Origin of the sequence: Thiothrix fructosivorans (assembly GCF_017349355.1) — a bacterium.
In the GTDB taxonomy this organism is placed as follows: domain Bacteria; phylum Pseudomonadota; class Gammaproteobacteria; order Thiotrichales; family Thiotrichaceae; genus Thiothrix; species Thiothrix fructosivorans.
In genome coordinates this window covers 170119-196213 of sequence record NZ_JAFMPM010000007.1, presented here as the reverse complement: position 1 = coordinate 196213, position 26095 = coordinate 170119, and the positions used below count along the sequence as shown (strand labels likewise).

Annotated in this window: 15 protein-coding genes, 1 tRNA gene and 1 CRISPR repeat array (1 of these 17 cut by a window edge); of the genes, 12 read left to right on the top strand and 4 right to left on the bottom strand. The window is 51.8% G+C overall.

What is annotated here, in order from left to right:
- Positions 1 to 1826: direct repeats of the CRISPR family, unit length 37 nt; unit sequence GTTTCAATCCACTCCCGACTAATAAAGCCGGGAGAAT (it extends 297 nt beyond the left edge of the window).
- Positions 1827 to 2102: 276 nt separating this feature from the next.
- The 3 genes from J1836_RS13675 to gltB all read right to left on the bottom strand — a co-directional run bounded on the left by J1836_RS13675 (position 2103) and on the right by gltB (position 8839).
- Positions 2103 to 2660 (bottom strand): YqiA/YcfP family alpha/beta fold hydrolase, encoded by a 558-nt coding sequence (locus J1836_RS13675; RefSeq protein ID WP_207251681.1) that lies wholly within the window; start codon positions 2658 to 2660, stop codon positions 2103 to 2105.
- 77 nt (positions 2661 to 2737) lie between these two features.
- Complete coding sequence (locus tag J1836_RS13670; RefSeq protein WP_207251680.1) at positions 2738 to 4228, bottom strand: glutamate synthase subunit beta; 1491 nt, start codon at positions 4226 to 4228, stop codon at positions 2738 to 2740.
- A gap of 18 nt (positions 4229 to 4246) precedes the next feature.
- The gene (gene gltB, locus J1836_RS13665) at positions 4247 to 8839 is read right to left on the bottom strand and encodes a glutamate synthase large subunit (RefSeq protein WP_207251679.1); all 4593 of its coding nucleotides are present in this window, start codon (positions 8837 to 8839) and stop codon (positions 4247 to 4249) included.
- 156 nt (positions 8840 to 8995) lie between these two features.
- Between gltB and dnaG the strand changes: the two genes are divergently transcribed.
- The 6 genes from dnaG to J1836_RS13635 all read left to right on the top strand — a co-directional run bounded on the left by dnaG (position 8996) and on the right by J1836_RS13635 (position 18451).
- Positions 8996 to 10759, top strand: coding sequence for a DNA primase (gene dnaG, locus J1836_RS13660; RefSeq protein ID WP_207251678.1), 1764 nt, complete (start codon positions 8996 to 8998; stop codon positions 10757 to 10759).
- Between the two features lie 71 nt (positions 10760 to 10830).
- Entirely contained in the window at positions 10831 to 12705 is a 1875-nt protein-coding gene (gene rpoD, locus J1836_RS13655) for an RNA polymerase sigma factor RpoD (RefSeq protein ID WP_207251677.1), read from the top strand.
- 21 nt (positions 12706 to 12726) lie between these two features.
- Positions 12727 to 12802 (top strand) — tRNA-Ile (locus tag J1836_RS13650).
- Positions 12803 to 12878: 76 nt separating this feature from the next.
- Positions 12879 to 15635, top strand: coding sequence for a 2-oxoglutarate dehydrogenase E1 component (locus J1836_RS13645; RefSeq protein ID WP_242632853.1), 2757 nt, complete (start codon positions 12879 to 12881; stop codon positions 15633 to 15635).
- 35 nt (positions 15636 to 15670) lie between these two features.
- The gene (locus J1836_RS13640; protein WP_207251675.1) at positions 15671 to 16846 is read left to right on the top strand and encodes an Lcl domain-containing protein; all 1176 of its coding nucleotides are present in this window, start codon (positions 15671 to 15673) and stop codon (positions 16844 to 16846) included.
- Positions 16847 to 16897: 51 nt separating this feature from the next.
- Positions 16898 to 18451 (top strand): PD-(D/E)XK nuclease domain-containing ATP-binding protein, encoded by a 1554-nt coding sequence (locus J1836_RS13635; RefSeq protein ID WP_207251674.1) that lies wholly within the window; start codon positions 16898 to 16900, stop codon positions 18449 to 18451.
- 18 nt (positions 18452 to 18469) lie between these two features.
- Here the strand turns inward: J1836_RS13635 and dusB are convergent, their stop codons facing one another.
- Positions 18470 to 19462, bottom strand: coding sequence for a tRNA dihydrouridine synthase DusB (gene dusB, locus J1836_RS13630; protein ID WP_242632852.1), 993 nt, complete (start codon positions 19460 to 19462; stop codon positions 18470 to 18472).
- Between the two features lie 103 nt (positions 19463 to 19565).
- On the opposite strand from dusB, the gene J1836_RS13625 reads away from it, so the two are divergent.
- The 6 genes from J1836_RS13625 to J1836_RS13600 all read left to right on the top strand — a co-directional run bounded on the left by J1836_RS13625 (position 19566) and on the right by J1836_RS13600 (position 26094).
- Positions 19566 to 20414, top strand: a complete 849-nt coding sequence (locus J1836_RS13625; RefSeq protein ID WP_207251673.1) for an ATPase — start codon at positions 19566 to 19568, stop codon at positions 20412 to 20414.
- 21 nt (positions 20415 to 20435) lie between these two features.
- Positions 20436 to 21518 carry a homoserine O-succinyltransferase MetA gene (metA, locus tag J1836_RS13620; RefSeq protein WP_207251672.1) on the top strand — a complete coding sequence of 361 codons (1083 nt, stop codon included), beginning with the start codon at positions 20436 to 20438 and terminating at the stop codon, positions 21516 to 21518.
- 4 nt (positions 21519 to 21522) lie between these two features.
- Positions 21523 to 22542: a hypothetical protein gene (locus tag J1836_RS13615; RefSeq protein ID WP_207251671.1), complete on the top strand. Its 1020-nt coding sequence runs from the start codon at positions 21523 to 21525 to the stop codon at positions 22540 to 22542.
- A gap of 90 nt (positions 22543 to 22632) precedes the next feature.
- Positions 22633 to 23922, top strand: a complete 1290-nt coding sequence (locus J1836_RS13610) for a DUF1800 domain-containing protein (RefSeq protein ID WP_207251670.1) — start codon at positions 22633 to 22635, stop codon at positions 23920 to 23922.
- Positions 23923 to 23947: 25 nt separating this feature from the next.
- The gene (locus tag J1836_RS13605) at positions 23948 to 25108 is read left to right on the top strand and encodes a DUF1501 domain-containing protein (RefSeq protein ID WP_242632851.1); all 1161 of its coding nucleotides are present in this window, start codon (positions 23948 to 23950) and stop codon (positions 25106 to 25108) included.
- Between the two features lie 65 nt (positions 25109 to 25173).
- On the top strand, positions 25174 to 26094 hold the full coding sequence (locus J1836_RS13600) for a recombination-associated protein RdgC (protein ID WP_207251669.1): 921 nt from the start codon (positions 25174 to 25176) through the stop codon (positions 26092 to 26094).
- The last annotated feature ends 1 nt before the right edge of the window (position 26095 follow it).

The following is a 26095-nucleotide window of genomic DNA, read 5'->3' as shown; positions in this document are numbered from 1 at the left end:
TCCACTCCCGACTAATAAAGCCGGGAGAATTCACGGGCGGCGCGTTTTCGCGTCGTCCGTCGTGGTTTCAATCCACTCCCGACTAATAAAGCCGGGAGAATTTTTCAGCGCGTCAACAATCGCCTCGCGGGCAAAGTGGTTTCAATCCACTCCCGACTAATAAAGCCGGGAGAATAATTGCAAACGCGGCAACTGACCATGAGCGCAGATGTTTCAATCCACTCCCGACTAATAAAGCCGGGAGAATACAGCGCAACATACTGCGAGCGATGCAACTGAGGGGTTTCAATCCACTCCCGACTAATAAAGCCGGGAGAATCATTTACGGTGTGCCGTATTGGTTGTCTGCGGTGTTTCAATCCACTCCCGACTAATAAAGCCGGGAGAATTTGAGTACCGCTGTTTTTTAATCAGCTAGTGATTAGGTTTCAATCCACTCCCGACTAATAAAGCCGGGAGAATGGCTGCAACTAACCATGCTGGTGGGTTTGCCCAGTGTTTCAATCCACTCCCGACTAATAAAGCCGGGAGAATCAGGTTCAGCACCTTCGCCGCCTTGGACATGGACTCGTTTCAATCCACTCCCGACTAATAAAGCCGGGAGAATATCACAGTCGTTACCCCTTTTACGATTGTAGCAGTAGTTTCAATCCACTCCCGACTAATAAAGCCGGGAGAATGGTCGTGGTCGTCGCCGATCACAAAGGCGTTGATTTGGTTTCAATCCACTCCCGACTAATAAAGCCGGGAGAATCAGGGCATAACAACCCTGTCAACTTAATAATAGGTTTCAATCCACTCCCGACTAATAAAGCCGGGAGAATGGTGCTTCCAACACCGTTGCGGGGCGACTATCAAGTTTCAATCCACTCCCGACTAATAAAGCCGGGAGAATCGCGCATCCCGTAATTGAGGTATTGCGTTTGCAGGTTTCAATCCACTCCCGACTAATAAAGCCGGGAGAATCGCCCACGCGGCTCAAATCACCGCCACATCGACGTTTCAATCCACTCCCGACTAATAAAGCCGGGAGAATAGCCGCTGCGGTGAGTGTTCCCGTGGCATTGCCTGTTTCAATCCACTCCCGACTAATAAAGCCGGGAGAATCGCTCCAGCACGCAAGTGCCGTCGAAACCGACCGTGTTTCAATCCACTCCCGACTAATAAAGCCGGGAGAATCTGGAAATATTGCGTTTCACCCCGGCATTGGGGTTGTTTCAATCCACTCCCGACTAATAAAGCCGGGAGAATCGAGAGCTTGCGCAGACCATTGATCTCATACTGGGGTTTCAATCCACTCCCGACTAATAAAGCCGGGAGAATTTACCGCTACTGGCAAGGTCAGTACCCGGCACTTTGTTTCAATCCACTCCCGACTAATAAAGCCGGGAGAATTTCAGGTCATCCCAGAAGCTGACCGAAACCTAACCGTTTCAATCCACTCCCGACTAATAAAGCCGGGAGAATATAATAGCATTGTTGCTTCAAGTCTGTTTTCTGTTTGTTTCAATCCACTCCCGACTAATAAAGCCGGGAGAATAAAACCATTGCCTACGCCTTCATCATCTGGTGATGTTTCAATCCACTCCCGACTAATAAAGCCGGGAGAATCGGAAGCAAAGCAGTCGGTGGAATTATTCCAAGCAGTTTCAATCCACTCCCGACTAATAAAGCCGGGAGAATGCAGTGCGTTCAATAGTAACCAAGGTCAGTTTTTAGTTTCAATCCACTCCCGACTAATAAAGCCGGGAGAATAGCGGCATGGGGCGGAACAATCGCCGCCGTTGTCGTTTCAATCCACTCCCGACTAATAAAGCCGGGAGAATCGCCCAAATGTAAGGGCATAAAATACAAGAGATTTTTGACGTGTTTGCGCGAACCGATAGGGCGGGAGAGTGATGAATGGTTCGCGGCGAGAGTTCATGGTTTTAGTCCAAGTAAAATCAAAGGGTTACGATTCCGCGAAATCCCCAGCAGATTCGCCATAGCTAAGGGTTCGCGCAATACACTTCAGCGTTCATTATAGCATAAACTTGCAAAAAGGCTTCTTTACTCATTTGTTAAAGAACGGGATATATGCCTCTACATCCTACTGGTTAATGTTAGAACTGGTCGATCAGATCGAGTACCGCTTTGAAGCGCGTGAAACCGTGATTACCACCCTGAAAAATCAGTTGGTGCGCGTCACGATAATAGCTGGCAGCATCTTGCCAAGCGAGGGTTTTATCGCCGTTTTCTAGGAGCAGTAATTGATTGAGTGGCTTGGCGGGGGCAAGCTGATCCAGTGCAATCAATTCATCCACATGTTGTTGTGTAAAGGTGTAGGTGGTGTCGCTGTGCCAGTATTTTTGCACTGTACCGACAATTGGGCGCAGTAATAAGCCGGGATGCACGGCGGGGTTGATCAATGCGGCTTTCAGGTCGTAGCGCGTCAGCAAATGACTCGCGTAGAAACCACCGAGCGAACTGCCGATGAGTTTCGGGGGTGTGTCGGCTGTTTCGATAAGGTGACTGAGTAAAGCGATGGCTTCAGCAGGGTGGTGGGGCAGGTCAGGGCAAATCCATTCGAATGCTCGCCCGCGTGCAGCAAGCCAGTGTTTCAGATCCTGCGCTTTGTCGGCAGCAGAGGAGGAGTTGAAGCCGTGAATGTAGAGAATCATAGATTTCGTCTAAGGGATTATTAGCCCCCTCTCCCCTTGAGGGACGACCCTGCAAGGGGATGGGGTGAGGGGTAGTCTTACGGCAAGTAAGTCTTACCCATCAAAAACCGGTCACATTCCCGCGCTGCTTCACGACCTTCATTGATCGCCCACACCACGAGGCTTTGTCCACGGCGCATATCGCCCGCAGCAAACACACCCGGCAGGTTAGTGGCATACTTGCCATAATCAGCTTGAACATTGCCACGCGGATCAGTTGCCAAAGTCAGCGCGTCAATCAGCGTCTTTTCAGGGCCAGTAAAGCCCATTGCTAGCAACACTAATTGCGCAGGCAACACTTCTTCCGTGCCTTCGACTTCGATCAAATTCATGCGCCCGTTTGCACCTTGTTCCCAGCGCACCCCGACGGTATGGATTTCTTTCACATGACCATTCTCATCGCCGACCAGTTTCTTAGTGGAAATGAGGTAGTCACGCGGATCGCGCCCGAACACCGCCGCTGCTTCTTCCTGACCGTAGTCAATCTTGTGAACTAGCGGCCATTCCGGCCAAGGGTTGTTAGCGGCACGCGCATCCGGCGCACGCGGCATGATTTCCAGTTGCGTCACGGATTTGCAGCCGTGCCGTACCGAAGTGCCCACGCAGTCAGTACCTGTGTCACCGCCGCCGATCACGATCACATCCAAGTCCTTGGCAGAGGTGTAATTGCCATCCGCTAAGTTGGAATCCAGCAGACTTTTGGTATTCGCTGTCAGGAACTCCATCGCGAAATGCACGCCCTTGAGGTTACGCCCCTCCACTGGCAGATCACGCGGTTGGGTAGCCCCCGCGCACAGCACTACCGCATCGAAATCGGTACGCAGTTGCTCGGCGGATACATCCTTACCTACTTCCACGCCAGTGACGAAGTGGATGCCTTCGGCTGCCATCAAGTCGACACGGCGTTGCACGATTGCCTGTTTATCCAGCTTCATATTGGGGATGCCGTACATCAGCAAGCCGCCTATGCGATCAGCACGTTCGTACACCGTGACTTCGTGACCCGCTTTATTCAACTGGTCAGCACAGGCCATACCCGCAGGCCCTGAACCAACGACGGCAACTTTTTTGCCAGTGCGTTCGCTGGGCGGTTCAGCTTTGATCCAACCTTCCTCAAACGCTTTGTCGATAATCGACACTTCGTTCAATTTGATGGTGACGGGTGGTTCGCTGATGCCGAGGGTGCAAGAACCTTCGCACGGTGCAGGACACACCCGCCCAGTAAATTCTGGGAAGTTGTTGGTCATGCGCAGGCGTTCAAACGCTTCCTTCCACAACCCGCGATAAATCATATCGTTCCATTCAGGAATCAGGTTGTGGACAGGGCAGCCGCTCGCGCCACCGGGCAACATTTTGCCGGTTTGGCAGAATGGGATGCCGCATTCCATGCAGCGTCCGCCCTGTTCGCGGTTTTCGGCTTCGCGCTCGAAGTGCAGGTGGAATTCACGCCAGTCTTTGATACGTTCCAACGGGGCGCGGTCGGCTGGCAGCTCGCGCTGGTATTCCATGAAACCAGTAGGTTTACCCATGATTGTTACCCTTATTCCTTAGTTGCCACCGACACGCGAGGCGTCGCTATTGTTTGCGGTGAAAGCTGCCATCAAGGCTTCTTCGCCAGACAGACCTTGCTGTTCAAACGACTTGATCGCTTCCAACATCCGTTGGTAGTCATTCGGCATGACGCGCACGAAATCAGCAGAGTGCTTATCCCAGTCGCCCAAGATCATGCTGCCGCGTGTACTGCTGGTGTACAGGACGTGCTTTTCGACCATCGCTTTCACTTCGAGCTTTTCGTCAGCGTCAGACAGTGGGCTGTAAGCCACCATTTCGGTGTTGCCGCTCACTGCCAAAATGCCGCTAGGGTCGTAAACGTAAGCCACGCCGCCGGACATCCCCGCGCCGAAGTTACGCCCGACTTTGCCTAACACCACCACACGTCCGCCGGTCATGTATTCACAACCGTGGTCACCAGTGCCTTCGACGACGACACGTACCCCGGAGTTACGCACGCAGAAACGCTCACCCGCAACACCGCGTACATAGGCTTCGCCGTCACTTGCACCGAAGAACGCCACGTTGCCGATCAGGATATTATCTTCAGCCGCAAATTGTGCATCTTTACGTGGATACACAATGATTTTGCCGCCAGACAAACCTTTACCGATGTAGTCGTTAGAATCGCCTTCCAGTTCCAGCGTCATGCCTTTTGGAACGAATGCGCCGAAACTTTGCCCTGCCGAACCGTTGAACTTCAAGCGGATGGTGTCTTCTGGCAAACCTGCCGCACCGTATTTACGGGTCACTTCTGAGCCGGTAATCGTGCCTGCTACGCGGTCAATATTCTTGATCTCGAACTCAGCCGTCACCGCAGTGCCGTTATCAAGTGCAGGTTGGCACGCTTTCAGGATTTTCTGCTCATCCAACGATTGCGCAATGCCGTGATCTTGGGCACGGATGCAGCGGATACCGTCGCATTCTTCCAATTCCGGCGTGTGCAGCAATTTGCTCAAATCCACCGTGCTGGCTTTCCAGTGACCTTCCGCCGTGCCTTGGCGCAGTTTGTCGACGCGGCCTACCATGTCATCAATGGTGCGGAAGCCGAGTTTCGCCATGTATTCGCGCAACTCTTCGGCGATGAACATCAGCAGGTTAACCACGTATTGCGGGTCGCCAGCGTATTTCTTGCGCAGTTCAGGGTTTTGGGTTGCGATACCGACTGGGCAAGTGTCCTGATGGCAAACGCGCATCATCACACAACCCAATGCGACTAATGGTAGCGTCGCAAAGCCGTATTCTTCCGCACCTAGCAATGCCGCCACTGCTACGTCACGTCCGGTCATCAGCTTGCCGTCGGTTTCCAGACGCACGCGGCTACGCAGGTTGTTGAGCAATAAGGTTTGATGCGTTTCTGCCAGACCCAATTCCCACGGCAAACCGGCGTGTTGTACGCTGGTTTTCGGAGAAGCACCTGTGCCGCCGTCGTAGCCGGAGATCAGGATGACATCCGCCTTACCTTTAGCAACGCCCGCCGCGATGGTGCCAACACCGACTTCAGATACCAACTTGACGTTGATCCGTGCGCGTTTATTGGCGTTTTTCAGGTCGTGAATGAGCTGTGACAAGTCTTCAATCGAGTAAATGTCGTGATGCGGTGGCGGGGAAATCAAACCCACGCCCGGTGTTGTACCGCGCACACGCGCAACCCACGGATAAACTTTCTTACCCGGTAACTGCCCGCCTTCACCCGGTTTCGCGCCTTGTGCCAGTTTAATCTGGATTTCTTCGGCGTTATTCAGGTAGTAACTGGTCACGCCGAAACGACCGGATGCGACTTGCTTAATGGCACTGTTGCGGGAATCGCCGTTCGCATCAGGAATAAAGCGTGCTGGATCTTCGCCGCCTTCACCGGAGTTGGAACGTCCGCCCATGCGGTTCATCGCAATTGCTAAGGCTTCGTGCGCTTCTTGGCTGATTGAACCGAACGACATTGCACCGGATTTGAAACGCTTCACGATGCTTTGCGCCGATTCGACTTCGCTCAGTGGCAACGGCTGTTCGGCATAGTTAAAGTCGAGCAAGTTACGCAGGTTGAATTTCACTTCCGCATCTTCGTGCATCAGCTTGCTGTACTGCTTGTACAGCTTGTAATCACCCAATTTTACGGCTTTTTGTAAAGCGTAAATGGTCGCAGGGTTGTACTGATGCTCTTCTTCCTCGTTCCGCCACTGGAACACGTTACCCGCTTTTAGCGAGCGTTGTTCCGCATCGTGGTGGTCATACGCCAATTGGTGACGCATCAGGGCTTCTTTGGCGATGATATTCAAGTCGATCCCACCGATCCGCGAGGCGGTAGCAGTGAAATACTTGTCGATGACCGTTTTATTGATACCCAGCGCTTCAAAGATTTGCGCACCACGGTAAGACTGGATCGTGGAAATGCCGATTTTCGACATAACCTTAATCACGCCTTTGGTGACACCTTTGATGTATTTTTGGATAGCGTATTCGTGCTTGAGGTTGGGCAACAAGCCTTCACGAATCAAGTCGCCAAGCGATTCAAACGCTAAGTACGGGTTAATTGCTTGCGCACCGTAACCCAACAACGTGCAGAAATGATGCACTTCACGCGGTTCACCCGACTCAAGAATCAAGCTCACACGGGTACGTTTGCCGTCACGAATCAGATGATGATGCAAGCCTGCGACCGCCAACAGCGACGGAATCGGTGCATTATCGGCATCCGCTAAGCGGTCAGAAAGCACGATTAAGTTTGCACCATTGTCGATGGCATGGTCAGCCGCCGCAAACAAGTGTTCGAGTGCGGTTTCCAGACCCGTTTCACCTTCACGCGCACGGAACGTAATCGGTAGGGTCACGCATTGGAAGCCTTCGCGTTGAATGTGCGTGAGCTTGGCTAATTCTTCATTACCCAAAATAGGGGTTTTTAGCAAGATTTGTTGGCAACTGGCCGCATTCGGTGCAGTAATGTCACCTTCTGAACCCAATGTGGTGTACGCCGAGGTAACGATTTCTTCACGAATAGAGTCAATCGGCGGATTCGTTACCTGTGCGAACAACTGCTTGAAGTAGTTGAATAGCGGCTGCGCTTGATTAGAGAGCACCGCAATCGGTGAGTCGATGCCCATTGCACCTAGCGGGTCAATGCCGGTTAATGCCATTGGTACGAGTACTTTGCGCACGTCTTCGTAGGTGTAGCCGAACATTTTTTGGCGTTGTACCAAGGTTTCGTGTTCTGGCAAGATATGATTGGGCGCTTCTGGCAAATCGGCAATTTCTACCAAGTTGCTGGCTAACCAATCTTGGTAAGGCTTGGCTGTCGCCATCTGGAGCTTGATTTCTTCATCCGCAATGATGCGACCTTGTGCGGTATCGACCAGTAACATGCGTCCCGGTTGCAGGCGTTGTTTGGAAACGATAGTGCTTTGATCGAGATCATCCAGCACGCCGACTTCAGAGGCGAGAATGATCATGTCATCATTAGTGAGGTAGTAACGTGAAGGGCGCAAACCGTTACGGTCAAGCGTTGCACCCACCAGCGTACCATCGGTGAAACCCATTGCCGCAGGACCATCCCACGGTTCCATCAGGCAACTGTGGTATTCGTAGAAAGCTTTCTTTTCTGCGCTCATGCTTTCATGGTTTGACCACGGCTCAGGTACCATCATCATCATGGCATGAGGCAGGGAGTAGCCTGACAAATACATGAATTCCAGCGTGTTATCAAACATCGCCGAGTCACTGCCGTTCGGATTAACAATCGGGAACAGTTTGTTCAATTCGGTGTTAAATACGTCGGTTTTGATAACACCTTGACGCGCATTCATCCAGTTGACGTTACCGCGCATGGTGTTGATTTCACCGTTGTGAATCAGGTAACGGTTCGGGTGCGCACGCTCCCAGCTTGGGAAGGTGTTGGTAGAAAACCGTGAATGGATCATCGCAATAGCGGTTTCCATGCGCGGGTTACTTAAATCTTTGTAGAACTGTCCCACCTGTTCAGTCGTCAACATGCCTTTGTAGACAAGGGTGCGCGAGGACAGGCTAGGGAAGTAAACATGCCCTGTCGGCAGTGCCGCTACTGCGTTTTCGGTGCGCTTACGGATGACGTACAGCTTGCGCTCAAAGGCAATACCAGCGGCGACATCATCGGATTTGGCGACAAAAGCCATGCGGATGAACGGCATGGCTTTGAGAGCGGTTTTGCCAATCGGGGTCGGATTGGTGGGCACATCGCGCCAGCCAAGCAGGGTTTGACCTTCTTCTTCCACGATACGGGCAAACAGAGTGGCAACATCTGCGCGTGCGTCGGCATCTTGTGGCAAGAAGACCATGCCCACGGCATAATGACCGGGTTCAGGCAATTTGATATTGAGTGACTTACATTCTGCCGCAAGGAACGTGTGCGGGAGCTGAAGTAAAATGCCCGCGCCATCGCCGGTATTCTCCTCGCAGCCGCACGCGCCACGGTGTTCCATGTGTGTCAGTACTTTTAATGCCTGTTGGACGATCTGGTGTGACTTAACACCTTTCAGGTGAGCAACAAAGCCCATGCCGCAAGCATCGTGTTCAAAGCCAGGGTCGTAAAGCCCTTGCGATGGGGGTAGTTCAGTGTATCTCATCGTAGTCTCAGGCGATAAAGGGGTGAGTATTATGGACTAAAATGCCAGTTTAGGGCTAGAACCTTAGCGCGTTTTTGTCGATATGAACAGAAGGCTTTATGATGATATGGCGTATACTACGTTGCCAACCCAACGAAACCCTAGTCTTGACGTGTTATGAGTACATCCGGTCGCATCCCTAGAGAATTTATTGATCAGCTTCTGGCACGCGTCGACATTATCGACGTGATTGGAGGGCGTGTGCCGTTGAAAAAGGCAGGGCGTGAGTACATGGCGTGTTGTCCTTTCCATAACGAAAAAACTCCTTCGTTTACCGTGAGTCCGACCAAGCAGTTCTACCATTGTTTTGGTTGTGGGGTACACGGTTCAGCCATCTCTTTTTTGATGGAATATGAACATCTTGAATATCCAGAGGCGATTGAGGCGTTAGCACGCACGGTTGGAGTGCAAGTGCCGCGCGAAGGTGCAGAGGATGCACCAAAACGCAAGCGTAAAGACCCGAATCTGTATGACTTACTGGAAGAAGCGGCGACGTGGTTTCAGGCACAATTGCAACAAAACCCTAGTGCCATTGCGTATTTACAGCAACGCGGTCTGAGTGGCGAAATTTCTGCCCGCTTTGGGTTGGGCTATGCGCCCGCTAAGGGTAACTTGGGGCGTGAGTTGCGGCAGTACAGCGAAGACAAATTGGTCGCCAGCGGCATGTCGATCCGCAATGATACTGGGCGGGTATATGACCGTTTTCGGGAACGCGTGATGTTTCCGATCCGTGATAAACGTGGGCGCGTCATTGGCTTTGGAGGGCGCATTATAGGTGAGGGTGCGCCGAAGTATTTGAATTCGCCAGAAACCGAAGTGTTTCATAAGGGGGCGGAACTTTACGGGTTGTTCGAGGCGCGTAGCGATACCCGTAAGCTAGAGCGACTAATGGTCGTTGAAGGCTACATGGATGTCATCGCGCTGGCACAATACGGCATCACTTACGTGGTCGCGACCCTCGGCACAGCAACCACGCCAGAACACATTCGCCAATTATTACGATTAGTGCCAGAAGTGGTGTTTTGTTTCGATGGCGACCGAGCAGGGCGTGAGGCGGCATGGCGGGCGTTAGAAAATGCCTTGCCCGAATTGCGGGATGACAAAGAAATCCGTTTCCTGTTTTTGCCGCAAGGCGAAGACCCCGATACGCAAGTGCGTAGCATTGGTAAAGACGCTTTTGAGGCGCAGGTCGCGTCAGCATTGACCTTGAGCGGCTATTTGGTAGCGGGGTTAAAGGAGCGTTTTAACCTCAGTACCAAAGAGGGTAAGTCGCGTTTGCTCAATGATGGCTTAAAATTATTGGCAACCATGCCAGTTATTTTGTTGCGGGAGCAAATTCTCGGGGAATTGTCTACACTCACTGACACGCCGTTAGAAGTCGTGCAGCGTCACCTGAAAAAAAATTCAGCAGTTGAGGTTGTGCCGATCTATAATCAGGTGCGCATCGGCGATCAAGATGTGCGGCGTACTCCGATCAGGCACGCGATAGCTTTGCTATTGCATAACCCGATTTTGGTGGCGTTGGCGGATAGCCCAGAGCGTATCTTGGGCTATGATTTGCCGGGTACAAGTTTGCTCGCAACGATCATTGAAAACATAGAAGAGAATCCCCATATACATTTGGCTGGGTTGTTGGAGCGTTTTCGCCAAACAGAGCATGACAGTGTTGTGCAGCGTTTGGCGAATTGGCGACCTGAAACCGATGATGAAGATGTTATACGGCGCGAATTTTCCGACTGCCTGCAACAAATCAGGCGTCAATCGCGTCAAAAACAGTTAGAAGTGCTGCTGCACCGTGGTCAAACTCAGGTGTTAAGTGAGCAAGAACGTAGTGATTTGGCTTATTTACTGCTCCAAGACTATAAAAGTCCGGGGGCGTGATAACCCGCCGTGGTTGCATTTTATAAAAATGTGATATACTTACCGACCTTTTTTCCAGAGAGTTTTAGGGCATGAGTCAAGAAGAGCAGCAGCAGTCCAGCTTGAAAGAGTTAATTGCCAAAGGTAAGGAGCAGGGCTACCTCACCTATGCTGAGGTCAACGACCACCTTCCCGATACCATCGTTGACCCGGAGCAGATTGAAGACATCGTTGCCATGATCAACGATATGGGCATCACGGTATTTGAACATGCCCCTGATGCAGATTCCCTGTTGCTGAATGATGATGCGCCGCAGGCAGATGACGAAGCGGCTGAAGAAGCAGCAGCGGCATTGGCTAACGTTGACGGCGACTTCGGGCGGACGACTGACCCTGTACGTATGTACATGCGTGAAATGGGTACAGTCGAGTTGTTGACGCGTGAAGGCGAAATCCAGATTGCGATCCGCATCGAAGAAGGCTTAAACGAAATTTTACGGGCGTTAGCGCAATACCCTGCGTCTACCGAACTGTTACTGGAAAAAGCTTCGTTGATTGATTCCGAAGAGATTCGTCTCACCGACATCATCAATGGTTTTGTGAATCCAGACGAAGATTTGACAGCCTTCCCCGTTGCGGTGGTGGATGACAGCGAATTAGCTGCTGATGCGGCGGAAGAAGAAGTTGCCGTTGCCGAAGAGGAAGACGACGATGAAGTCGCCGATCCGGTGGATACTGGGCCTGATCCTGAAGAAGCACGCATCAAATTTGCCGAATTACGTGAATTGTATGAAGCATCAAAAACCGCGAGTTTAGGGACTAATGCCTCGGCATACACGGCAACGCGTGATGCGGTCGCGATCAAATTCATGGAATTTCGTTTAGCCCAGCCGATTATTGAGCAGTTGACGGTGCAATTGAACGAAATTGTTGACCGTATTCGCCAGAACGAACGCCACATTATGAAGTTGTGCGTCCAAAAAGGTGGGATGGGTCGTCAGGATTTCATTGATAGCTTCCCGCAAAATGAAACCGATCTGGAATGGTTGAACCGTTATTGCAAAGACAAACGCGGCGATCACACCCGTTTGCAAACGTTCCTGCCTAAAATTAACGAAGCGCAGCGCGAATTGCTGGATATTGAACGTGAGTGCAACTTGTCCATTTCGCAAATCAAAGACATTAACCGCAGCATGTCGGTCGGTGAAGCCAAAGCACGGCGTGCGAAAAAGGAAATGGTCGAAGCTAACTTACGTTTGGTGATTTCCATTGCTAAGAAGTACACCAATCGTGGCTTGCAATTCCTTGATTTGATTCAGGAAGGCAATATCGGTTTGATGAAAGCGGTGGATAAGTTTGAATATCGCCGTGGCTACAAATTTTCAACGTATGCGACGTGGTGGATTCGTCAGGCGATTACGCGTTCGATTGCGGATCAGGCACGTACCATCCGTATTCCAGTACACATGATCGAAACCATCAACAAGCTCAATCGCATTTCGCGCAAGTTGTTGCAGGAAAAAGGTCGTGAAGCCACGCCAGAAGAATTGGCTGAAGCAATGGATATGCCGGAAGACAAAATCCGCAAAGTGCTGAAAATCGCTAAAGAGCCGATTTCAATGGAAACACCGATTGGTGATGACGAAGATTCGCACTTGGGTGATTTCATCGAAGATGGCAACATTTTGTCGCCGATTGAATCAGCAACCACGTCGAGCTTGTCGGAAATCACCCGTGAAGTGCTGTCGAGCTTAACCTCGCGTGAAGCGAAAGTATTGCGGATGCGTTTCGGTATCGACATGAACACCGACCATACACTGGAAGAAGTGGGTAAACAGTTCGACGTTACCCGCGAACGTATTCGTCAGATCGAAGCGAAAGCGTTGCGCAAGTTGCGTCATCCGAGCCGTTCAGATATGCTTCGCAGCTTCCTTGAATACGAACCGGGCGTGTTGCCAACCAACTGATAGTTCGGCTTTTAGTGTTTAGGGCCTATGGCGCAATGGTTAGCGCAGAGGACTCATAATCCTTTGGTTCTAGGTTCGAGTCCTAGTGGGCCCACCAATTTATTCTACGATCACAGTGGGCTAGGTGTTTCATCTAGCCCATTTTTTTGGGAAAACCTATGCAGAATCAGGGTATGACGGACGAATCCTTCCTCGATGGCGAACACGCCGCGTTTCTTGAGCAACTCTACGCACAATATCAACATGATCCGTACAGCCTTGATACGCAGTGGCAAATGTATTTCCAACGGCTGGATGCGACTATTCCTCCTGCTGCGCCGCTGCCCACCAATGGTAACGGTAAAGTGTTGGCACAACGCAGTGAACAATTGCATGTTTCACGCTTAATCAATGCCTACCGTTACTTAGGGCATTTGGAAGCCAACACCAATCCACTGGGTGATTACGCGAGTACCCTCGGTGTGCCGCAATTGATGCTGGAACATCACGGGTTGGAAAATATTGATCTTGATACCGTGTTTGACCCTGGTTCTTTCAATATCACCGCGAAACCGACGCTGGGGAATATTGTACATGCCTTACGTGAAACCTATGTGCGTACTATCGGTTTCGAGTACATGCACATCTTGGATATACAGGAAAAACGCTGGCTTCAAAAACGCATCGAGCTGGACATGGGCAGGGCGAAACTCACCCACCCCGAACGCCGCAAGATTCTGGAACAACTCACCGCAGCGGAAGGTTTTGAGCAATATTTGCATCGCCGCTACGTTGGGCAAAAACGCTTCGGGCTAGAAGGTGGCGAAAGCCTGATTCCACTCTTGCAAACCCTGATCCACGAGGGCGGCAAACAAGGCTTGCAGGAAATGGTCATCGGCATGGCACATCGCGGGCGTCTTAACGTGCTCACCAATGTGCTGTGTAAACCGGCTGGCGATTTGTTCAGCGAGTTTGAGGGCAAATTCGATGAGCTGTACACGGGTGATGTGAAATACCACAAAGGTTTTTCCTGCGATGTCAGCACCGAAGGTGGCCCGATGCACTTGGTGCTGGCGTTCAACCCGTCGCATCTGGAAATCGTCAGCCCGGTGATGGAAGGTTCAGTCCGTGCCCGTCAAGACCGTCGTGAAGACAAAGATGGCGACCAAGTGCTCGGCATTTCCATCCACGGTGATGCGGCGTTTGCAGGGCAGGGCGTGGTCATGGAAACCTTCAATATGGCGCAAACCCGTGGCTACCGCACGCGTGGCACGATTCACATCGTTATCAATAACCAGATTGGGTTTACCACCAGCACGGTGTCGGATAGCCGTTCGACCTATTACCCGACGGACGTGGCGAAAATGATCAATGCGCCGATTTTCCACGTCAATGGCGACGACCCCGAAGCGGTGGTGTATGCCACGCAAGTGGCGCTCGAATACCGCCAAGTGTTCCAGAAAGATGTGGTGATTGATTTGGTGTGTTACCGCCGTTTGGGGCATAACGAAGCCGACGAACCCAATATGACCCAGCCCGTCATGTACGGGATTATCCGTAGCCTGCCGTCTACCCGTGCCAAGTATGCGCGGCGTTTAGCGGAAGCGGGCGTGGTGAGTGAGGGTGGCGCGAAAGGTTTGGTGGATGCTTACCGCACTAAATTGTCGAACGGTGGCATTACCTGTTGCAATAGCCAAACCCGTTCGGGTTTACCCGCTGAATTGGAGACGCATTGGAAAGCCTTTATCGGCAAACCGTGGCGGCAAGCGATTGATACTGCTTGTCCCGCTGAACGGGTACGCAGCATCAGCGAACGTTGGATCAGTAATATTCCTGCCGATTTCGTGGTGCATCCGCGTGTCATGAAGGTGTTAGAAACACGGGCGGCGATGGGGCGCGGCGAACAGCCTGCGGATTGGGGTTTCGGTGAAACGCTGGCGTATGCGACCTTGGTGGAAGAAGGTTTTGATGTGCGTTTGTCGGGGCAGGATTGCGGACGCGGCACGTTTTCACACCGTCATGCGGTGCTGCATCATCAGGGGCGGCGCGAGCAGTGGATTCCGCTGCAACATACCGCTGATTTTCAGGCTAAATTTACTGTGATCGACTCAGTGCTCTCGGAAGAGGCAGTGCTGGCGTTTGAATACGGTTATGCGACGGCCGAGCCGGAAACGTTGGTGATTTGGGAGGCGCAGTTCGGCGACTTCGTGAACGGGGCGCAGGTGGTGATTGACCAGTTCATCAGTTCTGGCGAACAGAAATGGCAGCGGTTGTGCGGGCTGGTGATGTTTTTGCCGCATGGCTTGGAAGGGCAAGGCCCCGAACATTCCTCGGCGCGGTTGGAACGCTTCGTGCAGTTGGCGGCGCAGGAAAATATGCACATCTGCATCCCATCCAACCCCGCGCAGGTATTCCACATGCTGCGGCGGCAGATGATGCGTAAGTATCGCAAGCCGTTGATTGTGTTCACGCCGAAAAGCTTGTTGCGCCATCCGCTCGCAGTCAGTCCGCTTGACGATTTCACGCACGGCAAGTTTGAAGTGGTGTTGGATGACGTGGATATTTTGGAGACTAGCGCCAAACAACAAGTTAAGCGGCTGATTATGTGCAGCGGCAAGGTTTACTACGATCTGTTGGATGAGCGTCGCAAGCAGGCGTTAACCGACGTGGCGATTGTGCGGCTTGAGCAATTGTACCCGTTCCCTGCTGAAGAATTGGTGGAATTGATTGCGCGTTACCCGAATGCCAAGCGCGTGGTGTGGTGTCAGGAAGAGCCAGTGAATCAAGGTGCGTGGAACGGTATCAAACACCGTTTTGAGCCGATGCCTTGCCTTGAAGTCGTGTGCGTGAGCCGCCCCGCGATGGCGGCACCAGCGGTGGGGTCGTTGTATATGCACCAGCGGCAGCAGCAGGCGTTGGTGCGTGAGGCGTTGGGGTTGAACGAGGGTTAGTTTTCGGTTGTTCACCCAATTTTGTATGAGTTACGTTGCCTAATATCGTTTACTATCCGTTTATCGGGGATTCATTATCAGTTATCGGTATGCACGACATTTTTCTCAGTTATTCGACCAAAGATCGTGAACGTTTAAAACCATTGTTTCAAGCACTGGCACAGCAAGGCTGGTCAGTATTTTGGGATCATCAGTCTATCCACACGGGGGAGAATTGGCATCGCAAGATTGATCAAGCCATTCGTGAAAGCCGTTGTGTCGTGGTGGTGTGGTCTAAAAGTTCGGTTGATTCCGAGTGGGTGCTGGAGGAAGCGAGCAAGGGTAAAAGCCGTAACGTGTTGTTGCCGATCAGGATTGATGCTGTGGAGCCGCCGTTTGGTTTCGGAATGCGGCAGGCGGGCGATTTCACCGGCTGGAATGGTAAAGGCGACCATCCAGCTTTTATTGAACTGGCAGCACAAATTTACGGACTGCTGGGGCGAGGGATGCAGCCACCCCCGCAGCCTCCGCCCAAAAAATTTCCTTGGCTTCCAGTACTATTCCTATCCACCGGAGTCCTTGGTGAGGGCGGTTATTATTGGCAGGTTTCGGGAAAATTTTCTGTAGGAGCCAGCCTTGCTGGCGATTCTTCCGTACAACAAATCAACCTTGTGCAGAAAGAATCGCTTGCAGGGCAAGCTCCTACAGCAACTCAGCCGAACGTTCAACCTATTGCCACAGTGTCGGGTCGCTACCATATCAACGGTGATGGCACTGTCACCGATACCAAAACCAACCTAGTGTGGAAGCAATGCAGCGAAGGTCAAAGTGGAAAAAACTGCACTGTTTGGCCACTGATTGGTGAAGTGGCTCTATACAAGACTGCGACTGAGAAGGATGGTAATTTTTCTAAGCCAAACGACATTAACACCAATTTTGCGGGTTTTTCTGATTGGAGGATGCCCACTCATGAGGAATTAAGAACCTTGGTATACTGTAGCAATGGTACACCGCAAGAGAAGGCGTGGCGCGATAGCTGTGGCAAGAGTGGTGAATACCAACAACCGACAATTGATTTGAATGTTTTTCCGAATACACGTGACTGGCCTTATTTGTCATCTAGCCTGGAGGATAAACGCTATGCGTGGAGTGTTGACTTCAGTACAGGCGAAGACGACTGGGATCACTCCGATTCTCCCGCTCATGTGAGGTTAGTCCGTTCCGGTCAGTGATCTTAACTTTTGGGGTATACTCAAGCCATTGCAGGCGCGGAATAACAGGCGATGAAAAAACTCCCCATTGGCATCAGTGTATTATCCAACATCATCGACGGCGGTTATGTTTACGTGGACAAAACCGCCCACGTCCGGCAGTTGGCTGAATCCGGCAAGTACTATTTCCTCTCGCGTCCGCGCCGCTTCGGTAAGTCGTTGCTGGTGGATACGCTGCACCAACTGTTCGCCGGGAATGAGTCGCTGTTCCGTGGCCTCCACATCCACCCGCATTGGGATTGGTCAGTGCAATACCCGGTCATTAACATCAGCTTTGCAGAAGGTACGCTGAAAAGCCGTGCGGAACTGGATCGGCGTATCCGGCACATTCTGGCCTTTAACCAGCAGCAACTGGGGATTACCTGTACGGACATGAATGATGTGGCAAGTTGTTTTTCCGAGCTAATTCGTGCCGCGAAGGAAAAGTACGGGCAGGGCGTGGTGATCCTGATCGACGAATACGATAAGCCGATCCTCGATAACATCACCGAGCAAGCGGTGGTGGATGAAATGCGGGATGGGTTGAAGAACCTGTATTCCGTGATCAAGGGGCAAGATGCCCATCTCCGTTTCGCACTGCTGACTGGGGTGAGCAAATTCTCCAAAGTGTCGATCTTCAGCGGCCTGAACAATCTGGAGGACATCACGCTGGATGCGCGTTACTCCGCATTGTGCGGCTATACCCAAACCGAGTTAGAGCTGCATTTCAACGAACACCTGCACGGTGCGGACAGGCAGGAAGTGAAGGAATGGTATAACGGCTACAACTGGTTGGGGGAGAGTGTCTACAACCCGTTCGACATCCTGCTGTTTATCGCCAAAGGCAAGCAGTTCCGTAACTATTGGTTTGACACGGGTACGCCGGGTTTCTTGGTGGAATTGTTGAAAACCCGCTATTACCACCTGCCGGACTTTGAGGAACTGGAGGCCAGTGAAGCCCAGTTAGGCGATTTTGACCTTGACCATATCCGGCTGGAAACGCTGCTGTTCCAGACGGGCTACCTGACCATCAAACGCACCGAAACCTTGTTTGACGAGCCGATTTTCCTGCTCAGTTACCCCAACCGTGAAGTGCGTTCCAGCTTCAACCAGATGGTGCTGGAACGTTATTTGAGCGACCAAGCACCGGAGCGTTTGCCGTTTCTGCGGGCATTGTTGAAGAATGATTTTGCTGCCATGCAACAGCGGTTCACGGTGCTGTTTGATGGCATCGCACACCAGAATTACACCCAAAATACCATTGCTCACTACGAAGGGTACTATGCAGCGGTGATGTATGCGTTCATCTGTGCTTTGGGGATTGATACGGTGGTGGAAGATAGCCACAACAAGGGGCGGATTGATATGACCTTGCGTTTCAAGCTCCCTGATGGGCAGCGGCAAGTTTATATCTTCGAGTTCAAGGTATTAAATGGCGACCAACCTGATGGCAGAGCGATGCAGCAGATTAAGGACAAAGATTACGCTGCAAAATACCGCGACGGGCAAAACCGTATCTTCTTGATTGGCATTGAATTCAGCAAAATGACTCGTAACATTGTTGGGTTTGAATGGGAACAGGCATAGCGATTCTGCTCATGTTGCCTATTCATAACTCAAGCGCTCGTCACGCGCCAACAGCATCTGGAAATAAGCATCTACCGCCCGCTCCTGTCCCGCCGTACTATCCTGCGCATACATCGCCTGCCGAAACGCATTACTGTCATGCAGCCCATTGGTATACCAAGCAATATGCTTGCGGGCGATGCGACACCCCGAATATTCCCCGTAAAACTGATACAGATCATCCAAATGCCCCAGCAATACCGCGTGGATTTCGGCAACGCTCGGCGGCGGTAACAACTCGCCCGTTTGCAAATAATGCGCGATTTCCCGAAAAATCCACGGTCGCCCCTGTGCCGCCCTCCCGATCATAATCGCATCTGCGCCAGTTGCTTCCAACACCGCTTTGGCTTTTTGCGGGCTATCAATATCGCCATTGGCAATGATGGGAATCGTGACATGACGTTTCACTTCGCGGATCAGCTCATAACGCGCCTCGCCCGTGTACATTTGCTCGCGAGTGCGCCCATGAATCGCCAGTGCCGCAATGCCTGCCTGTTGCGCCATGTCCGCAACCCGCAAAATATTCTCCTCGCCATTGACATACCCCAAACGGGTTTTCAACGTCACTGGCACATCCACCGCAGACACCACCGCCTCCAGAATCCGCTTGACCAAATCCTCATCTTGCAACAACGCCGAACCCGCCAGCTTGCGGCAAACCTTGCGGGCAGGGCAGCCCATATTAATGTCCACAATCTGCGCCCCATTCGCGACCTGATAACGCGCCGCTTCCGCCAACATCTCCGGTTCAGAACCTGCAATTTGTGCTGAAATCGGTGTAAGTTCCCCGTCGAAATCGGCGCGGTACAAGGATTTTTTCTGGGCATACAAGGTCGCATCCACTGACATCATTTCGCTGACGGCATGACCTGCGCCAAAATGTTTGCATAAGGTACGGAACGGGCGATCGGTCACGCCTGCCATTGGGGCAACAATCAGGTTGTTATCGAGTGTGTAAGAGCCAATCTTCATCGTGTTCAGAAACGTATCGCGGGCGTGCAGTTTAGCACGGCAAAACAGTCCGGTTGTGGTAAAGTATCCGCCCTATAAGAAACTACCTGTACGGAGATTGAGTGTGCGTTTAACCGTAGAAGAATACCGCCAATGGGAACACAAAAAAGTCACGCTGCTGGGCATGTCTGGTGTTGGTAAAACCCATATTTCCAGCATGTTACGTGAGCATGACTGGTTTCATTATTCCGGTGACTACCGCATTGGTACGTGCTATCTGGATGAAGATATTCTCGATTTAATCAAAGAACAGGCGATGAAAGTGCCGTTTTTGCGTGAATTATTGCGCAATGATTGGATCTACATTCGCAACAATATCCGCGTGGATGATCTCGGCCCGGTGCTGTCATTCGTCGGTAAATTAGGTAATCCAGAACTCGGCGGCGTACCGCTGGATGCGTTCATTCAACGCCAAGCGCAATACCGTGAAGCCGAAATTGCGGCGATGCGTGACGTACCCGAATTCATCCGCAAAGCGCAAACGATTTACGGCTATTCGCACTTCGTCAATGACGCAGGCGGCAGCTTGTGCGAATTGGAAGAGCCATCGGTGTTTGATGTATTAGCAGAAAATACCCTGATTTTGTATATCAAAGTCACCACCAAAGACGAAGAGCAAAAGCTCATTGACCGTGCGCGTAGTGACCCGAAACCATTGTATTACCGCCCTAATTTCCTGCGCGAACATTTAGCGGTGTACTTGCAAGAACAAGGGCTGCAATATGCCGCCGAAATGATCCCGGATGATTTCACGCGCTGGGTATTCCCGCGCTTGTTCCATTCGCGTTTGCCGCGTTACGAAGCGATTGCGCATGACTACGGCTACACGGTTACGTCTGAGGAAGCCGCGCAAGTCCGTACCGAAGACGATTTCAATGCACTGATCGAAATGGCGATTGCCCGCCATGCTTAATGTTGGAGGTGAAGGGAATCCATGCCATTAGTCGCCCACACTGCGTTACCAACCTTCGAGCGCCTGCGCCAAGAAGGTCAAACGATCCTGAGTGAAGATTACGCCTTCAATCAGGATATTCGCGAGCTGCATATCGGTTTCCTCAATATGATGCCGGATGCGGCGCTGGCTGCAACCGAACGGCAGTTTTTCCGGTTGGTGGGCGAGTCGAATCTGATTGCGCAATTTCACATCCACCCCTTTACCTTGGATGGTTTGCCGCGTGGTGAGAAGGCGCAAGCCTACATCGACCAGTATTACGACACGTTCGAGAATTTGAAAAAGCAGGGGTTGGATGCGCTGATTATTACCGGCGCAAACCCTGCCGCACAGCATCTGGAAGACGAACCGTTTTGGGATGGCTTGTGTGAAGTGGTCGCGTGGGCAAAGGAAAACGTGACCTCGACTTTGTGTTCGTGTCTGGCAAGTCATGCACTGGTGCAACATTTGTGGGGTGTCCGCCGTCGCCCACTGGGTTTCAAGCGTTGGGGCGTGTACAGCCATGCCGTGACCCTGCCGGAACACCCGTTGGTCAACGACCTCAATACCCGCTTTGATGTGCCGCATTCGCGCTTCAATCAAATGGATCGCGCTGAACTGAAAGCGGTCGGTGTCCACGTATTGGTGGAAAGTGACGAAGCGGGTGTCCACATGGCGGTCAGCCCTGACATGTTCCGTATGATTTTTATGCAAGGGCATCCCGAATACGATCAGGTGAGTTTGCTGAAGGAATACCGCCGCGAAACCCTGCGCTGGTTCACGGGCGTGCGCAACGATTATCCGCCGTTTCCTGAAAATTATTTGCGCCCGAAAGCCAAGGCGATTCTTACCGAATACCGCTTGGCGCAGGAAATAGCAAAACGTCAAGGCAAGCCTTTGCCGGATTTCCCCGAAACCTTGCTGTTACCAATGTTGCACAATACGTGGCGCGATACGGCGAAAGTGTTCTATAGCAATTGGATCGGTAAGGTTTATCAGATCACCAATAACGACCGCCGTAAGCCGTTTATGGAAGGCGTTGACCCTAACGATCCGTTGGGGTTGCGTAAACAGATGAGGATGTAACATCATGAAATTTTGGAATTGGACGATGTTGCTGGTTTCTGCGATGCTGTTGGTAGGAAGCCTTAAAGCGTTGCTGGATTATTGGCAATACGATGAATTGGCGGCAGATGTCGGGCAAATGATGTTGCATCAAGTCAGTGCAGAACAAGTGCGCCAGCAGGTGCAGGATGCGATTGCCAACAATAATCCGGCGGAAGCGCGGATGTATTTGAGCCTGGCAACGACCTTTGGTTACGCGCTGCAACCTGCCGAATTTGAGTCGGAATTGCAGCGGTTGGAATCACCATTGAATACGGCAAGGCGCAATGTGAACGATTTTGCTAGCGGTTTTATCGACGGTAATGCGACCAGCAGCGCGGGTGTGGCGGGGGCGTTTACCTCCGATTTTACGGTGATTGGCGATGCGCGGGATCTGTGGGAGCAATACCAATTGTATGCCAAAGGTGAGCCGGTCAATGAGTTGCTGGTGACGTTGGCAGGGGTGGGAGTGGGCTTGACAGCGGCTAGCGTGGCGAGTGCGGGGGCAGCAACGCCTGCGAAGGCTGGGGTTTCCACCACGAAGTTGGCAGCACGCGGCGGGCGGTTGACACCGCGTTTTCAGACATTCTTGCTCAGGCAGGGTTCAGAGGTCTTCGATTATAAATCATTTCTATTGGCAGCGCGTGCCGAGAAAAGTTTAGATGGCATCAGTAAAGCCGCTGTACGGGCCTATAATCCGAACGCGACGCAGGCGATTCAGCGCACTGCTGAACAAGTTAATAATATCCGCAAGGTCAGTTCGACGGCGGATGTGGTGCATTTGCTTCAGTATGTGGAAAACGCTGATGATTTAGTGAGACTGGAAAAACTCAGTCTTAAATACGGCACGCAAACCAAAGCAATTATGAAGTTGCTGGGAAAAGGCGCGATTGGGACAGTGCGAATATTGCGCAAGTCAACGGAATGGTTGATTAGTCTGCTTGCTTCGTTTGTCTCGTTCGTCGCCTCTTTGGTTTCGTTTGGCAGTATAAGATTGAAAAAATAATCTTTTAAATCTGCTGATAAGTGCAAAACTTAAGCTAAACTTAACACCCAGTTACGTTACTATTAATATTATTTCTAGCGCAGTAAGGTTATGGGATTACTTGCTTTTAAGGATGCTGTTCACCTCGTCGCCCGTACTGGCTTGGGTGCGGAGTGGGCGGCTGTCAAACAATTGGAAGGACGTACTCAGCAAGCAGCCGTTGCGTGGGTATTGCATCCTGCTGCTTCTGCCTTGAAGCCCGTACCCCGCCTGACACCTTGGTTAAAACTAGAGCCAATGCGTTTGAATGACATGAAAAGCCGTAATTCGGCGTGGTCAATTTCACAACGTGAAGGCAAGTTACTGCAAGCGTGGTGGGTGGAACAGATGCTGACAACCCGTACACCGTTTGTCGAACGCATGACGCTATTTTGGCATAATCACTTCACCTCATCCATCCAAAAAACCTTGCAACCGAGCTTGTTGTACCAGCAAAACTTGCTGTTACGCCGCCATGCTGTGGGCAATTTTGCGGAATTATTGCGCGGGATGGCTCGCGATCCTGCCATGTTGGTGTATTTGGATGGCTACCAGAATACCAAAGAGCAACCCAACGAAAATTTTGCCCGCGAATTGCTGGAGCTGTTTACCATCGGGCGTGGGCATTACCGTGAGTCGGATGTGAAGGCTGCCGCCAAAGCCTTTACCGGTTGGGGTGTGGATAACGATACCGGCAAGTTCATTATCCGCGCCGATCAGCATGTTGCGGGGCAAAGCACATTCTTGGGTAAAACGGGTGACTTTTCTGGTGATGATATTCTGAATATCTTGCTGGCACATCCGCGTACTGCTGAACGTTTGGTCGACAAAATTTGGTTGGCGTTTGTCAGCAACCGTCCTGACCCTGCCGTGACAAGTGTTTGGGCGCAACAATTGCGTGGTTCGGGCTACGATATTCAGAAATTGCTGGAGACGGTGTTCAACAGTGAACCCTTCTGGGCGTTGCATAATCGCGGCACGGTGGTGAAATCACCGGTGGAACTGGTGATCGGTACGGCACGTATGTTGTCTTACCCGCGTGAATCCACGGAAGAAATGCTCAATCTGTGCCGTTTGCTGGGGCAGGAGTTATTTGATCCGCCCAATGTCAAAGGCTGGACGGGCGGCGAATATTGGATCAGCACGCAAACCTTGCTGGTACGCAATGCCTATCTGGCGAAATTGTCTCGCGGCAATCTGGATGATAGCGTGGCTTCACCGTTGAAGCTGCCGCGTGTTCCTGATGAACAATTGATCGAATGGCTCTTGCCGGTGAAGCCCCTCAAACCGTTACCAGTCACGCCCGGTGCGCGGCGGCTGGTGCGGGCCTTATTGCTTGACCCTGCTTTTCAGGTGTCCTGACAACGTTTATGTGGATAGTAATGCAATGAACCGTCGTGAATTTCTGGGAATGGCAGCCCTACTGCCTTGGCTTGGCACGTTTTCTGCGGAAGCACTAGCAGCAGCGGCAACGCCACGCTCGCATCAGCGCATTTTGGTGCTGGTCAAACTGGCGGGTGGCAATGATGGTCTTAACACTCTGATCCCTTACACTGACCCGTTGTATTACCAACACCGCCCCACGATTGCGATTCAAAAGCATCAAATCGTCGATATTGGGCAGAATACGGGGATGAATCCTTACCTAAAGGCACTGCAACCGTGGTGGGCGAAAGGCAATATGGCTTGGGTACAAGGGGTTGGCTACCCGCACGAGAGCTTGTCCCATTTTCGTTCCAGTGACATTTGGGAAACCGCTGTTGATGCCACTAGTTATTCCGATAGGGGCTGGTTGGGTGGTTTATTGCCGGGGTGCAAGCCGGGTTTGCACGGAATTAGCATCGGCGACAGCACGGGGCCGATGACCGGCAAAGACTGCAATACCATTGCGATGCAAAGCCCACAGACTTTTTTAAGCCAGATCAACATGCTGGAAGAGATGGGGGCAGGTGGTGCACTGCGAGGCGGTAATGCAGTCTTGGCGCATCTGGGCAATGTGTATCAGCAACTCTACGCGACCGGCGCACAACTGAGTGAAAAATTGCAACGTCCCACGCCTTTGGGGGTTAATTTTTCCACCAGCGAAGTAGGACGTGATTTGGAATCGGTTGCTAAAATGATCCTCAGCGGTGTGGATGCCACCGTGTACATGGTCACGCTGGGCGGGTTTGATACGCATAGCAGTCAGAATGGCGTGCAAAGCAATTTGCTGCATCAACTCGCGGGGGCGCTAGATTCGTTTGCGCAAGCCATGCAGCGCGGCGGGCGTTGGAATGATGTTATGTTGATGACCTATTCCGAATTCGGGCGGCGCGTTCAAGAAAATCACGCCAAAGGCACTGACCACGGTGCAGCGTCGGTGCAACTGGTGATGGGTGGCAAGGTACGGGGTGGTATTTACGGCGACAAACCCGATCTCGCCCATCTGGATGCAGACGGCAATTTGCAGCATACCACCGACTTCCGCGCTGTCTATGGCACGGTGGCGCAACGCTGGCTGGGGCAACCCAATCCGTGGGGGCAATTTGGAACGCTGCCGTTTGTTTAAGTTTGCAGGGCTAGCGCTTTCCGGCATAATCCGCCTTCCTGTCATAACAGCAAGGCTTTCTCCCTATGTGGTTCAAGAATCTTTACCTGCTCCGCTTAAGCAGCGACTTCACTATCACCCCCGAAGAACTGCACGAAGCCCTTGAAAGCAAACCATTTCTGGGCTGTGGCAATGAATTGCGTGAAGCCAGCGGCTGGGTATCCCCATTTGGGCGCAATAATGAACAGTTAGTCCTCGCTACCAACGGTTGCTTGCTCGTGACCTTGGCGCATCAAGAAAAAATGTTACCTGCCTCGGTGATCCGTGAAGAATTGGATACTGTGGTTGCCGACATTGAAGAAAAAGAAGCTCGCAAAGTCAGCAAGCGCGAAAAACAAGACTTGCGTGACGACATCGAATTCCAGTTATTACCCAAAGCTTTCACCCGCACCAAGAAAATGGATGCGTGGCTGGATCAGGCAAACGGTTGGATGATTGTCAACAGCTCATCGAATACGCAAGGCGAGCGTTTGACGCATTTGCTGCGCAATACCCTCGGCAGCTTGCCCGTCACCCCACCCAAAACCGAAGTCAGCCCTGCGATGCTCATGACGCAATGGCTGGCGGATGATCATACCTTGCCTGCTCCGTTTACCCTCGGTGAAGATTGCGAATTAAAAGGGCAGGGCGAAGAGAAAAGTGTGGCAGTCTTTAAGCGGCATGAACTCGCGGCAGATGAAGTGCAAGCCAATCTTGCTGCGGGTAAAACGGTCTCGAAGCTAGGGCTGATTTGGGATGATAAAATCAGCTTCATTTTGACCGACGAATTGGGGATTCGCCGCGTGCGTTTCTTGGATGTGTTGGCGGATAATCTGAAAGATGTCGACCCGCAATCCCACGCTGAAAAGCTCGACATTGAATTCACCCTGATGACGGGTGAAGTCAATAAGCTGTTAAACGATTTGCTCGGCTGCTTTAGTGCCGCTGCGGCTGAACCCAGCGCGTAGG